The sequence below is a fragment of the Bradyrhizobium sp. CFUWI genome, from assembly GCF_056429085.1.
In genome coordinates this window covers 192,171-206,300 of sequence record NZ_JBWJZE010000012.1, presented here as the reverse complement: position 1 = coordinate 206,300, position 14,130 = coordinate 192,171, and the positions used below count along the sequence as shown (strand labels likewise).

Below are 14,130 nucleotides of genomic sequence, written 5' to 3'. Positions count from 1 at the left end.
CGACCATATTGCCGCCATGACAAAAAAGCCCTTCCGCCTCACGCCCTACCAGGTGCAGTTCCTGATCGTCGTCGGCTTCGCCTCCGTCGGCTATGCGCTTTATCTGCGCTACCTCGCGATCGAGCTGTCGCAGGTCGCTCTCGCCTGCGACGCCGGGCTTCAGACGCTGCTCTGCAAGGCGCGCTCGGTCTCGACCGTGCTGTTCAAGAATTCGGTGTTCGGCATCGTCGCGCTGGTGGTTGCGACGCTGAACCTGATGCGGCCGTCGATCGTGCTGCTCACGGTCGGCATCGTCGCGGCCGGCCTCGGCATCGTGCTCTACAATGTCGTGCTGTCGGGCCTTGCGATCGGCCTGTTCATTCTTGGATTTGCTCGGCCCGCGCCCGCCACAGCGTGAGCGCGAACAACAGGTAGATCGTGCAGGTCCACAGCGACTGCCAATTGTCGCGGCCTTCGTTGAAGAGCACGAAGACGGCCGACAGCGCCAGCACGCCCGCGAACACCGATTCCGCGATCGGACGCTGGCCGATCTGCGGCCGGTTCAGCATCAGCAGCGCGAACGGCACCACCGCCATCGTCAGCGCGGCGTAGGGAAAATCCTTGTAGCGCGGGTCGAACACGAAGCCGAGCGCGGTCGCGGCCGCGATCACTGCGGTCACCGCCAGCGTCAGGCCGAGAACGGCGGTGAGCTTCGACCATTTGCGCCCCTCGCGCGGACCGAGCAGGTCGAGGAAGGTCGGAAGGCTGCGGCCGATCACCATGGCCTGCGAACAGAAGATCGGCGACAGGATGCCGGCAAGCAGCAGCGCGCCCCAGAGCAGCCAGCCGCCGATGCCGTAGCTCTCGTAATACATCTTGTCGGCACCGATCCCGAGCAGGCTCCCCGCCGTCGTTGCCGAGATCCCGACGCCGAGCCAGGCCGAGAAGCGCGGCGTCCACGGCCGCCGGCGCAGCGTGATGATGGCGACCGCGAACACCAGCACGGCAAGGCCCATGCCCGCGCCCATGTACCATTTCCAGTACGGGAAATTGCTGATCGGCTCGCCCGGCGGATATTTCAGGCTCCGGCGCACCGAATCGTACAGGCCCCAATAGCCGCCGACGGTGCCTTCCAGCTTGCGCTTCCAGGGCTGGTCGTAGGACTCGATCAGATTGACACGGAACTTGTTCGCTTTGGCAAGGCCGAGGATTTCCGAGACCACGCGGGCCTGATTGGTCCGTGACGGCAGCGCGGCGTCGCGCATGCGCCCCTCGCTCGGCCAGCCGGTCTCGCCGATCAGGATCTCCTTGCCGGGGAACGCCACCACCATGCGCTCGCGGATCGTCTCGACATGGGCGGAGGCGAACTTCGCCTTGACCGGGAAATCCTCCCAATAGGGCAGGATGTGGATCGTGACGAAGTCGACGGCGTCGGAGACCTCGCGGTTCTTCAGCCAGTACTCCCAGACGTCGGCATAGGTGACGGGCACGCTGACCTGCGTCTTCACCAGACGGATGAGGGAAACGAGATCCGCTGTTGTCATCTCGCCGCGCAGCAGCACCTCGTTGCCGACGATCAGCGTGGTGATGATGTCGGGGAATTGCTTGGCGAGGCGGATGGCGAGCCCGGCCTGCTCGTAGTTCTTGGTGCGGTTGCTGGAGAGCCAGATGCCCTGCAACACTTTCAGCCCGCCGACCCTGGCGGCGATCGCCGGAACCTGGTCGAGCCCGTTCTCCATCGAATAGGTGCGGACGCAGTCGGTGATCTGCTTGAGCTGGCGCAGATCCTGCTCGATCTGCTCGGCCTCGATATGGGTCCACGCCTCCAGCGGCGTCTGCTCGCCGCGGAACGGCGCGTAGGAGACGCATTGGACCTTGTCGGCAGGGTCGATCGGGGCGCGCGCGAGCGTGATCGGCGTCGCCAACCACCACCACACGGCAGCAATCGCACCCAGTGAAACGAGCAGAAGCGCCAGTGGCGTACGAAGAGAAATCGGTTCCGTCCTCCGCGAAGGGTCCGTCGATTACCTGCTTGCACGCCGTCTGCCAAGGGGGGTGCCAAGGGGGTGCCCAAGTGCCGATCGCTCGGCGGATCCGCTCCCGCCCCGAGGAATTGGGCTGCGGCCGTTCGACCGGGCCCTAGCATCGTGACTTTGCTGGACAAAATTCCAAATACAGGTCATGGACTCCGAACGACTTTTCCGCCGCAATGGAGACCCATTTGGACGCCATCACCGACGCGTCCGCGGGATCCTGACGCGGACGGCCAGCGGATACATTGGGGAATTCATGCGGCAACGGGTGTTCGAGTCACGAAATGCGGTCCTGCGGCAGTTCGCCGCCACCTTGGCCGTCTCCTGCCTTCTCACTCTCGCCGGTCTCGGTGGCGCCTCCGCCCAGAGCGGCACGCCGGCCCCGGATCAAGGCAAGGCCGCCGCCCAGCCCGCCGACGCCGCCAAGGATGCCGCCCAGAACCAGCGCCGCACTGACGAGTTCGCCGAAGCCGCCCAGGTCATCAACGGCCCGGCCGGCAATCCCGAATGCGTCTGGCTCGGCCGGCGCGTGGTGCGGCTGATGTGGCGGGACGACCTCGATACCGCGTTCCGCCATCTCGACCTCTATGATCGTTTCGGCTGCCCCGGCGGCCACATCCAGGCCGCGTTCCGCTGCCTGACCCGGTTCGGCGGCCAGATCGATCCCAAGGTCGCCGAGACCCTGGACAGCCGTGTGCATGCCTGCTGGATCAACCCGGCCGCCCAGCCGCAGCAGGCGGCCGCCGCGGCGGCGCAGCCGGCCGCAGCCAACGCCCCGGCGCCGCAGCCGGCCGCCAGCCCCTCGCCCGCGGCAAGCCCGACACCGGCGCCCCAGAAATAGCCGAGAGTCGTTTCAGCTGGCGTTCAGGAACGATCGACCATAGAGACGGTTGGCACTGCCGTGCATCCTGAAAGGCATGCCCTCATAAGGACATGAGGCCATGACAGTTGTGAAACCGCGCGGCAGAGTTATGCTTCCTTTGCCGCGGACTTGGTCGGATCTCGGGGTCGGATCCGCTTCCCTGCCACCTCAGCCCCGTTTGGTTTAGCCGCGATGCGCGTTGTCGCCGCCGTTCTGTTGCTCGTGTCCGCGCTTCACGCCGGCATCTGGGGAGTCTTGCGCGACAGGGAACCTGCGCCGGATTTCAAGGGCCTGGTGCCGAGCCTGTCCTATACGCCGTTCGAACCGGGCCATGTCGTCGACCTCAACGTCGACCCCGACAAGATTCGCGCGGACATGAAGAAGCTCTCGACCCTCACGCGAGCGATTCGTTCCTACTCCGCGACGGAGGGCAACGAGCTGGTGCCGCCGATCGCGGCCGAGTTCGGCCTCAAGGTTACGGTCGGCGCGTGGATCGACAAGGACGAGGACCGCAACGAGCGCGAGATCAAGGCTGCGATCGAACTCGCCCGCAAGAACAGCAACGTCGTCGGCGTCGTGGTCGGCAACGAGGTGATCTACCGCGGCGAGCAGAAGGTCGAAGACCTCATCCGGATGATCAAGAAGGTCAAGAGCGCGGTCCGCGTTCCCGTTACGACGGGCGAGATCTGGAACATCTGGCGCGATTTTCCGGACCTCGCCTCCAGCGTCGACTTCATCGCCGCGCACGTGCTGCCCTATTGGGAAAACTTCCGTTCGGATCAGGCCGTTGACCAGGCCGTGGACCGCTACAACCTCCTGCGCAATCAGTTCCCGGGCAAGCGCATCGTGATCGCCGAGTTCGGTTGGCCGAGCGCAGGCTATAATTTGCGCAACGCAGACCCAGGTCCGTTCCAGCAGGCGCTGACCTTGCGCAACTTCGTCACCCGCGCCGAAGCGCTCGGCATGGACTACAACATCGTCGAAGCCATCGATCAGCCCTGGAAATTCTTCGAGGGTGGCGTCGGTCCCTATTGGGGCATCCTCAATGCCAGCCGCGAGCCGAAATTCGCCTGGACCGGTCCGGTGGAGAATCCCGATTATTGGAAGCTGATGGGCATCGCGCTCTTAGTCGGCGTGCTGCTGTCGCTGCCGATTCTGCGGATCGAAAAGGCGACCGCCAAGCAGGCCTTCCTGCTGTCGGCGACCGCCAACGGCGTCGGCGCCTGGGCCGCGACCGTGTTCGCCTACTGGAACGGCCACTATTTCCTTTTCGGCTCGGCCTTCGCGCTGACGCTCGGCATGATCCTGCTTGTCCCGCTCGTCCTCATCGCAATGGCGCGCATCGACGAGATCGCCGCGGTCGCCTTCGGCCGGCCGCCGCAGCGGCTTATCACCAAGGACAAGCCGGTCGAGAACGTGCCCGAGACCTACTACCCGAAGGTCTCGATCCATATCCCCGCTTATTTCGAGCCGGTCGACATGCTCAAGCAGACGCTCGACGCACTGTCGCGGCTGAACTATCCGAACTACGAATGCGTGGTCATCATCAACAACACGCCGGATCCCGCGTTCTGGCAGCCGATCCAGGACCATTGCCGCGCGCTCGGTGAACGCTTCAAGTTCATCAACGCCGAGAAGGTGCAGGGTTTCAAGGCCGGCGCGCTGCGCATCGCAATGGACCGGACCGCGGCCGATGCGGAGATCATCGGCATCCTCGATGCCGATTATGTCGTCGAGCCCGACTGGCTGAAGGACCTCGTGCCCGCCTTCGCCGACCCGCGCGTCGGCCTGGTGCAGGCGCCGCAGGAGCACCGCGACGGCGACCTGTCGATCATGCACTACATCATGAACGGCGAATATGCCGGCTTCTTCGACATCGGCATGGTCCAGCGCAACGAGCTCAACGCCGTCATCGTGCACGGCACGATGTGCCTGATCCGCCGCGCCGCGATGGACATGGCCGGCGGCTGGTCGTCCGACACGATCTGCGAGGATTCCGATCTCGGCCTTGCGATCCAGGAGCTCGGCTGGACCACGCACTATACCAACACCCGCTACGGCGCGGGCCTGTTGCCCGACACCTACGAGGCCTTCAAGAAGCAGCGTCACCGCTGGGCCTATGGCGGCCTGCAGATCGTCAAGAAGCACTGGCGCCGCTTCCTGCCCGGCACGAGCCGGCTAACCGCCGACCAGAAGCGCGAATACGGCCTCGGCTGGCTGAACTGGCTGGGCGCCGAAAGCCTCGGCGTGGTCGTGGCCCTGCTCAACCTCGTCTGGGTGCCGATCGTCGCCTTCGCCGACATCGCCATCCCCGACAAGATCCTGACGCTGCCAATCATCGGCGCCTTCATCGTCTCGCTGGTGCACTTCCTGTCGATGTACCGCGCCCGCGTCGCCATCAAGCCGGGCCAGATGTTGGGTGCCATGATCGCGGCGATGAGCGTGCAGTGGACGGTGTCGCGCGCGGTGGCGCAGGGCCTCATCACCGAGCACATCGCGTTCGCGCGCACCTCCAAGGGCGGCCTCAGTCGAATGTCGATCGAGTTCCAGGCGTTCTGGGAGGCCGTGATCGGCGCCCTGCTCCTGATCGGCGCCGGCGTGCTGATCGCCACCAACAGCTACAAGCAGATCACTGAGATCTACATCTTCGCCGGCGTGCTGGTGCTGCAGAGCCTGCCGTTCCTGGCGGCCGTCGCCATCGCCATCCTCGAGCTCAGCCGCATCAACTCGTTCCAGTTCTGGCGCGACAGCGCGATTCGCACCGCCGAGCTGATCGGCCTCCGCCCCGTGGCGCTGCCCCCGGTGGGCTCGCCCCAGGCCGTGGCGAACGAGGTGCGGCGGGAGACGCAGTGACGGGCGCGTGCGGCCATCCTTCGAGACGCCCGCCTGTGGCGGGCTCTGGCCGCGGTGGTCCAGCAACCTCCCGCAGTTCGGCGTGGATGACGCTCGCCAATCGGGTTGAAAATCCCGCCTTAAGCCGAGGATTCCGCGAGCAAATCCCCGTCCCTGCCAAGACTTTCGGCAGCCACGCCCGCTATTGACCTCCGCGCCCCATCCCCCTACACAGCCGGGGCCGAAAGCATGATCCGGAAACAGCCGGTTTTTCCCCGCGACGCAAATCGGGCGTAGCGGCAAGACATGCTTCTCGAATGTCCGAACACGATGGCGATCTTCGTCAAAGCCATCAGCGGCCATGGGAGCGCGTAGCTCAGCCGGTAGAGCACGTGACTTTTAATCACGGGGTCCTGGGTTCGAGCCCCAGCGCGCTCACCAGCTCAATCAATGCGTTACGCTACACTCTAAATCGGGCCGCACCACGCGGGGACCCGCTGGGGACCCGTTTGATGATGGTTGTGCGGGTAGTCGCCCGGATTGTCGTCTTCAAGGAAGATGCACCGGAGCGGCCGCACGGCCTTTGAGTGGCGCTGGACGGTGTCCACGCTGGTACGGGCTCCGGCCTTTCTGCAATCCGAGTTCATCTGAAGGGCTCCCTGTCCTTAAAGCTCACCTAATTCTAATCGTCATCCGATTGTCGCCCGCGGAGAACTCGGCCGGAGCGTCCCTCGCTCAGTGTGGAGGCCGACGCAGGCTGCATCGCCGGGACGCCCGTAAGGCAATCGCACTATTTAGCGATCGGGCCTTGCAGATATAATCTCGCCCGTTTTTGCGTCGGCGTGAAACTTCATCTTCTGACCATCCTTCATGCCTTCGCCTTCCCAACGACCGTCATCGGCTTCGATTTTGCTGACCAGCGTAAAGCCCGACTTGAGAACCTTCTCGATGACTTGCTGGATTGGCATCCAGTCAGCCCCCGGCCGGTCAGCATGCGCGGCGCTTACAGCAATTGCCGACAGAACGATTGCGATAACAACAGGTGCACTCCTATTCATGCGGGCCTCCTTGCTGCGTTTACCGACAAGTCTTCGCATCATTGTGGATCAAGGACACTCCCAAATTCAGCCTAGGGCACTCAGGGATAAGTACCAACACCGGCCGCGAGATACGAGAAGCGAGCTTACAATCTCTCCATCCGTCAATCTGTACGCTGCATGCGTACGCAGAACCCTAAGACAATCGAAGCTACGTCGGATCTCACATCTGGTGGACATCGTTCGGCCGGCCAGGTCTCTCAGGGCGCCACCAGTTTCTTCCGGATGGCGTAACGGACGAGTTCAGCTGTCGACGACATCCCCAGCTTGCGCATTGCCGAAGCACGATGGGTCTCGACGGTCTTCACGCTCAATTGCAAAATGGCGCTGATGGACCTGTTGGTGTGTCCTTCTGCTATCAGCTGCACTACGCCCTGCTCGCGCGAGGTGAGCAGCATATCCGACTTGTTCAGCTTGTTGAGCTGGTAGTCGTGGAGCAATTTCTCCAGCAACACGCTCGTGAAATAGGGCCTGCGGTCCAGCAGCGCTTCGACGGCGGAAAGCAGGTGTTTCCTCGCGTCCGACTTGAACAAGAAGCCGCGGACACCGGCCAGAATGGCTTCGGTCAGCAGCTCTTCATTTTCGTGCATCGTCAGAATCAGAACTTCGCTGCGCAAGCGAAGTGACTTCAATCGGCGACTGACCTCAAGCCCGTTCATGAGGGGCATCGAATAGTCAGCGATCACGACGTCCGGCTTTGTCTCCAGAGCCAGTGCGACAGCCTGCTCACCGTTCGTTGCTTCACCGACAACGATCCAGTCAGAGCGCGTATCGATAATCGCGCGCAGCCCTGAACGCACGATTTCATGATCATCCGCAATCAGGATGCGCTTCACGGCATCGTTCTCCTATCCGACTGCTATCGGCGGAGATCATCGGCAGCAGAACAGTCGAGCGATCATACAGATCGCGGGCTGAGGCATTATCCTGCAAAACCCCGAGATGGCCGGGCGAATGTACCGACAGGACCGCGGCCACCCACCCCCAGAGAGGCATTGTCATGCCTCGACCAGCTGCGCGCGGACGGCGTATCGTACCAGCCCCGCGGTCGAGCTCACGTCCAGCTTGCGCATCGCGGCGGCGCGATGAGCTTCGGTGGTCTTGACGCTGAGGTTGAGGATCGCGCTGATGCCCTTGTTGCTGTAGCCCTCTGCAACCAGCTTAACGACGAGCTGCTCGCGCGGAGTGAGACCCGGATGCCGTTCTGCATTGCTGGATCCGCCGTTCAGTTCGTTCCGACATCTTTCGGTACAGAACTGCTTGTGCGCCAGAAGAGCATCGACGGCCGTCATCAGCAATCTGTTTGCATCCGATTTCACCAGGAAAGCGCGCGCACCGGCCTCGAATGCTTGTTGGGCGAGTAGGCCGGAGTTGTGGACCGTGAAAATCAGGACCTCGGTCTGCAGCGGGTATTGCCTGATCCGCCGCGCGACCTCCAGTCCGGTCATTCGCGGCATGGAAAAATCGACGATTGCCACGTGAGGTCGGCTTTCGATCGCCGCTGTTAGCGCCTTGCTGCCGTCGTCCGCCTCGGCGACCACTTCCCAATCCGCTCGTTGCTCGAGCACCGCGCGCAAGCCCGACCGCACCGCTTCGTGATCGTCTGCTATCAAAATACGCTTCATGGCGAGCACTCCAGTCGCTACTCGGCGGCTGGGGCCGAAACGAATTCGTTTCCGCCTGCCGCCGGTGATCAGTGTTTTTCTTCCCTCAGTGGGTGCCTGCGGGGGCCCTCATGACAGTGGTGTCCTTTCGCCGGTTTCTCCTGGTCGTGACAAATGCATGCGGAACGACTGCGCACAGAACCGTGCCGGAACGATGCGCTGCCGGATCGGAGCGGATCTCCAGCGAACCTCCGATCTGCTCAAGTCTTGCTTTCATGGCTGGAATTCCAACGCCGGTCGATATCGCCTGGTGGGTGCCGCCGGCCTGAAGCCCGCGCCCGTTGTCCTTGACGGTCAGCCGAAAATGACCGCCGGTTTCCTTGATGACGATGCTCACTTCCGTCGCCTTTGCATGGCGGAATACGTTCGTGAGCGCTTCCTGAACGACCCGAAGCAATGAGCGCTGCTTCTCGTAGGGCAGTCGATCGACGGCCGCCACGATCCTGGTCGTGACCCGCAACGACGTGCGGGCCGCGAATCCATCGGCATAATGCTCGATCGCGACCTTGAGCCCGTTGTCTGTCAGATTTTGCGGGTGCAGCAAGTAGGCAAAAGCGCGGATTTCCCTGAGCGCCTCGTCGATCGACGCGTCGATCTCATCGCAGAGGCGCTCGGCCCGGACGGGGTCGCCAATGGTCTGGCGGATGCGCATCAGGCCAAGGCTCGCGGCAATCAGATGCTGGCACGTCGAGTCGTGCAGATCAGACGCAATCCGTTGCTGGATCTCTTCCTGAATGGACAGGAGACTGACGCTCGCCTGCGCAGCGACCAAGCGCTCAGTGGCGCTTTGGAAAAATTCATTTCGCGCGATCCGATGGCTGCCGATCAACCGGATTGCACCACCGGCAGCGTCCATGATCGGAACGATGGTCGTTTCCATGTTCTGGCGCTGGCCGCCAAACGCCAGGCGATGGCGAATCCTGACCTCTGTTCCTTCTGCGAGACACGCGCGGAGAGCTTCGCTGACGGCTCTGGCGTCGTCGCTGCCGAGGCAGTTGAAAACGTCCATCTCCCGGATATCTTCCGACGAGACCCCAAGGCGAAGCTCGAATGCCGGATTTATCCCTTCATACACGAAGTGCCCTTCAAACGAAGGGTGTGCTGCAAAAAGAAGATCGGGTGAAAAGACCCAGTAAAGGCGTTCGCTGGTTTCTTCCGAGCCAAGTCGCAACCACCCTCTAGCACTGGTTCCACTCGACTCACAGGCGGGCGAGCTATGTGACTTCACGGTACGCACCACTATTCACCGGTGACGCCCGATATTGAAGCTCAACATATTGAAGCCCAATATATTGAGGCCGAACATCAGGAGTCTCCTCCCTGCCCGCCGGCGAGGTATCCATCAATGAATCAGGAGACGCGCCCTTGGGGTAGGCAGAGTATACACCGTCAGGTTGCTCACACCACCAGGTAGTGTTGCTGACGGAATAAAATCTTGCATCGATGAGACGACATCGGGCGGATCGGATGAGTGGCCTTTTGCCAGATTATCCCGCTGCAATTCGAATAAGGTGCAACAGATACTCAAGCGCAGCAAACAGCTTTCATGATGGCGTCGAGGCGATCGCACCATGGCTAAGTCGCGGTGTGTTAGCGGCTCACATCGCCGCTCGTCTTCGGCCTGTTCTTCTTTCCTTTCGTCGCGTTTGGGGCTGCCTCTTGCGGCGGGGCGATCACCAGCGGATGATACGGCATCCGCAGCCGTTGAGTGCCGGCATCATCCCTGAGAGCATCGGTATCGAGACGCTGGCTCCGGTCCACAGAGTCGCGTGGGTCCGCCGCTGCGACGGATGCTGCCGTTAAACCGACAAGGACCCCAATCAGCACCCAAGCGCGCCTCAACGTCATCTTGCAGACCTCTCAAAAGGCGAAGTCGAGACGGGGACCGATCCTGAGATCCCTGTAGCGACGCACCATGACGTTCGATTCTCGTGCCTCGTACAGCACAGTCGTTGTGATCGAAACGTTGCTGGCAAAACTATACTTCAGGCCAATATCCGCGGAGTAGATTTGATCCTGTCGTCCCCTGTTCAGCCCGTCGGTGAACCAGAAGGCTTCGAACAACGGCGTGCTCACGATCGACCATTTTGGATCGAGCCTGACCTCTATGCCGAGCAAGGCATCGAAGCGCCAGCGGCGAGCTTCCGCAAGGTCGGAGAACCGGTAGGTCAGGAGCAGGAGCGGTGAGAATGTCACATTGTTCACGCGGAAGTCGCGCGCCACCGAGCCCATCACGTCGTCTGACGTGAAAGCGAGATCGCGATAGACGCCGTCGAAATCGTATCGGTGCTCGTAGATGGCGGAGAAGCGCCAGCCGTCCCAATTCTCCGTCAGGCGCGCTCCCATCCGCGCCACCGCGGCATTGCCGTCTTTCTCTCTCGCAAAGGCGTCATATTGCGCGCGTGCATAAAGCCGGTACGACAGGTCATCTGTGAGGTTCCCATCCAGCCTGACGCTTACGTCGGGCTCGTAGAAGAAATCCGACCTGCGGTTGTCTCGGCTGAACAGGGCATTGTCGGTGAAGCTCGGCGTGACGGAGCCGACGACGCTCCAGGACGGAGCGGAGTAATACGGTATGGGGCTGCTCGCCTTCAGTTCGGTGAGATCAACGTCCGCTGCCCAAGCGGTGCCGGTTCCCAACAACCCCAAGACCGGCAAAAGAGCTCTCGAGCTGTGCATGGTGTTCCTCGATGGCTTTTTGCGTGCACCAGGAATCGCCTCAGCCTGGTCGACAATTGTGGCGTGTTAGTGATATGATTCAAAATCCGTGATTGAATCGATGGACCGCGATTTCGTAGATTGCCGGAGGTTCTCGACGCATGGACCCAATCCTGCGCTTGATCTCAATCGATCGCGCAGGTGCAAGAAAGACCGGAGCGGCGCTCCGCCCTGACACGCCGGCCTCACGACGGAGCCCAGTTGGTGGTCTAATAGTCCGCAGGATCCCTGATGATCGGACAGGTCATGCAATGACCGCCGCCCCGGCCCCGTCCGAGCTCGGCCCCGACGATGGTGATCACCTCGATCCCTTCCTTGCGCAGCAAGGTGTTTGTGTAGGTGTTGCGGTCATAGGCGAACACCACGCCAGGGGATGCGCAAACCAGATTGGCGCCGCTGTCCCATTGTGTGCGCTCGCGCATATAGGCGTTGCCCCCGGTCTCGATCACGCGCAGCTTCTTCAGGCCAAGGGCTTCGGCCACGACGTCCACGAACGGCTTCTCATCCCTGCGCAGATCGAGGCCGGCCGAATTGTCTGCTGGACGGTAGGAAAAGGCCGCAATGTTGTTGACGATGTCGGGATACAGCAGAACGCAATCCCTATCCGCGAACGTGAAGACGGTGTCGAGATGCATTGCCGCACGAAGCTTCGGCATCGCAGCCACAATCACGCGCTCCGCCGCCTTCTTCTTGAACAAGGCCGCAGCGACCTGGCTGATCGCCTGCCGCGAGGTGCGCTCGCTCAAGCCGATCAGCACGTTGCCCTTTCCGATCGGCATCACGTCGCCCCCTTCCAGCGTCGCCAGGCCGTGGTCCCGCGTCGGATCGCCCCACCAGACATTGACCTTGCCGGCGAAATCCGGATGGAACTTGTAGATCGCCGTCGCGAGGATCGGCTCTTCGTGCCGCGCCGGCCAGTAGAGCGAGTTCAGCGTGACCCCGCCATAGATCCAGCAGGTCGTGTCCCGCGTGTATAGCGTGTTAGGAAGCGGCGGCAGCAGGTACTCGGTCATGCCGGCGGCCTCGCGCACGAGCTTGAGCATCTCGCCGCCATGGGCGTCCGGGAAGTCATGGGTCGAAACGCCTCCAATCAGCGTTTCGGCCAGATCGCGCGGTTTGAGGCTCTCGAGGTAACCCCGCAGTTCATCGACGAGACCGAGGCCGACCTGATCGGGAACGACTTGGTTGTCGAGAATCCACTTCTTGGCCTCGGGGATCGCGACGGTCTCCGCCAGCAGATTGTGCATCTCAACGACTTCGATGCCGCGGTCGCGCATCTTCTGCACGAAGTCGAAGTGATCGCGCTTGGCGTTCTCGACCCACAGCACGTCGTCGAACAGCAGGGTGTCGCAATTGGACGGCGTGAGGCGTTGATGGGCACGGCCGGGTGAGCAGACCATCACCTTGCGGAGTTGACCGACCTCCGAATGGACCCCAAAGGAAACCGAGCTATCCGACACCTGTCTTGCCATGGGAGTTCTCCCGGGAGTTGCCTTGCCTAGATGGTGATGTAGCCAGTGGCCAATCCGTGGATCCCGACAGCAGCGCCGACGGCGGCGGCAATGAAGATGACCCACTCGACGGCCGTAAAGACCCTCGCCTTCTGCTCCAGACGAGCCCAGAAGTAGAGTGCCGTGCCGGGCGCATAGAGGATCAAGGACAGCAGCAGGAACTTCATTCCGGCGGCGTAGATCAGGAACAGCGTGTAGACGACGGCGATGCCAGCGAAGATCATGTCGCGCGTTCTGTCGCTGCTGTTCTTCCCATAGGTCTCGCCCCGCCTGCTGAGCAGAAGCGCATAGGCTGCGACGAGAAAGAACGGAATGAGCGACATCACGCTCGTCAAATTGAGCATCAACGCAAACGCATCCTGCGACCAATAGGTGCTGATGACGAAGAGCTGAACGATCGCGTTCGTGAGCCAAAGCGCCGCGGCCGGCACCTTGTTCGCATTTTCCGTGCCGAACAGAGCCGGCATGTCCCTGGTCCGGCCGGCGGCGGAGAGCACCTCGGCGCAGATCAGCGACCAGGCGAGATAGGCCCCCAATACCGAAACCAGAAGCCCGACGCTGACGAAGATCGCGCCCCAATGGCCAACGACTGCTTCCAGCACCGTCGCCATGGAGGGCTGCCGCATGCCGGCGATCTCGGCGCGGGGAAGCACGGCATAGGGCAGCATGGTTACGAGCACCATCAGGCTCGTGACGATCGTAAATCCCAGAATGGTCGCAGCGCCGACATGCGCGCGTTCCTTGGCATAGCGTGAATAGACGCTGGCGCCCTCGATGCCGAGAAAGACAAATACGGTGACCAGCATGGTAGCGCGAATCTGCTCGAACAGACTCTTGTCCGGCATGCCCTCTCCGCCCCAGAAATTCGTTCGAAACAGGTCCGCGTTGAACCCGATGATCAGGATGACGATGAAGACGAGGATCGGCACGATCTTTGCGATCGTCACGATCGTGTTGATCGCGGCCGCCTGCTGCACTCCGCGCAGAATCATGAAATGAAACAGCCATATTCCGATCGAGGCGACGACGATCGCGATCACGGTGTTCCCGTCCCCGAAGACCGGGAAGAAAGCGCCCAATGTCGACTTGATCAGCACCCAATAGGAGACGTTGCCGATGCAGCTGCCTATCCAGTATCCGAATGCCGACAGGAAACCGGGATAGTCGCCAAACCCCTCCTTCGCATAGGCATAGACGCCGGCATCGAGCTCGGGCTTTCGCTCCGCCAGCGCCTGGAACACCCGCGCGAGGGTGTACATGCCGCCGCCCGCGATGCACCAGGCGAAGATCGCTCCGAACGGTCCGGTGGCGATACCGAAGGTTCTCGGCAGCGAGAAGATGCCCGAGCCGACCATCGAGCCGACCACCATCGCGGTCAACGCGAACAGCGAGAGCTTTTGGATTGACGGGTTCGCAGTCATGTGAGGACCTCGC

At 62.1% G+C, this 14,130-nt stretch carries 11 protein-coding genes and 1 tRNA gene; 4 read left to right on the top strand and 8 right to left on the bottom strand.

What is annotated here, in order from left to right; all coding sequences use genetic code 11:
- Window positions 1–16: 16 nt before the first annotated feature.
- A complete protein-coding gene (locus AC066S_RS25515) occupies window positions 17–397 on the top strand; it encodes a hypothetical protein (RefSeq protein WP_126257582.1) in 381 nt (126 codons plus the stop codon).
- Here AC066S_RS25515 and AC066S_RS25510 read toward each other — a convergent pair.
- Window positions 357–1,916, bottom strand: coding sequence for a glycoside hydrolase family 17 protein (locus AC066S_RS25510; RefSeq protein WP_164718589.1), 1,560 nt, complete (start codon window positions 1,914–1,916; stop codon window positions 357–359). The genes AC066S_RS25515 and AC066S_RS25510 overlap by 41 nt on opposite strands.
- Before the next feature lie 352 nt (window positions 1,917–2,268).
- On the opposite strand from AC066S_RS25510, the gene AC066S_RS25505 reads away from it, so the two are divergent.
- From AC066S_RS25505 to AC066S_RS25495, 3 genes are all read left to right on the top strand, one after another.
- The gene (locus tag AC066S_RS25505; RefSeq protein ID WP_126257580.1) at window positions 2,269–2,853 is read left to right on the top strand and encodes a beta-1-3, beta-1-6-glucan biosynthesis protein; all 585 of its coding nucleotides are present in this window, start codon (window positions 2,269–2,271) and stop codon (window positions 2,851–2,853) included.
- A gap of 213 nt (window positions 2,854–3,066) precedes the next feature.
- A complete protein-coding gene (locus AC066S_RS25500; protein WP_478270915.1) occupies window positions 3,067–5,727 on the top strand; it encodes a glycosyltransferase in 2,661 nt (886 codons plus the stop codon).
- Window positions 5,728–6,071: 344 nt separating this feature from the next.
- A tRNA-Lys gene (locus tag AC066S_RS25495) sits at window positions 6,072–6,147 on the top strand.
- A 353-nt stretch (window positions 6,148–6,500) separates the two neighbouring features.
- Here AC066S_RS25495 and AC066S_RS25490 read toward each other — a convergent pair.
- From AC066S_RS25490 to AC066S_RS25460, 7 genes are all read right to left on the bottom strand, one after another.
- Window positions 6,501–6,764 (bottom strand): PepSY domain-containing protein, encoded by a 264-nt coding sequence (locus AC066S_RS25490; RefSeq protein WP_478270914.1) that lies wholly within the window; start codon window positions 6,762–6,764, stop codon window positions 6,501–6,503.
- A gap of 239 nt (window positions 6,765–7,003) precedes the next feature.
- Window positions 7,004–7,639, bottom strand: a complete 636-nt coding sequence (locus AC066S_RS25485) for a response regulator (protein WP_478270913.1) — start codon at window positions 7,637–7,639, stop codon at window positions 7,004–7,006.
- 162 nt (window positions 7,640–7,801) lie between these two features.
- Entirely contained in the window at window positions 7,802–8,428 is a 627-nt protein-coding gene (locus AC066S_RS25480) for a response regulator (protein WP_126257576.1), read from the bottom strand.
- A gap of 85 nt (window positions 8,429–8,513) precedes the next feature.
- Window positions 8,514–9,638, bottom strand: coding sequence for a sensor histidine kinase (locus AC066S_RS25475; protein ID WP_478270912.1), 1,125 nt, complete (start codon window positions 9,636–9,638; stop codon window positions 8,514–8,516).
- Between the two features lie 689 nt (window positions 9,639–10,327).
- On the bottom strand, window positions 10,328–11,146 hold the full coding sequence (locus tag AC066S_RS25470) for an outer membrane beta-barrel protein (protein WP_126257575.1): 819 nt from the start codon (window positions 11,144–11,146) through the stop codon (window positions 10,328–10,330).
- 248 nt (window positions 11,147–11,394) lie between these two features.
- Complete coding sequence (arcA, locus tag AC066S_RS25465; protein WP_135171196.1) at window positions 11,395–12,657, bottom strand: arginine deiminase; 1,263 nt, start codon at window positions 12,655–12,657, stop codon at window positions 11,395–11,397.
- Window positions 12,658–12,683: 26 nt separating this feature from the next.
- Entirely contained in the window at window positions 12,684–14,117 is a 1,434-nt protein-coding gene (locus tag AC066S_RS25460) for a basic amino acid/polyamine antiporter (protein WP_126257573.1), read from the bottom strand.
- Window positions 14,118–14,130: the final 13 nt, after the last annotated feature.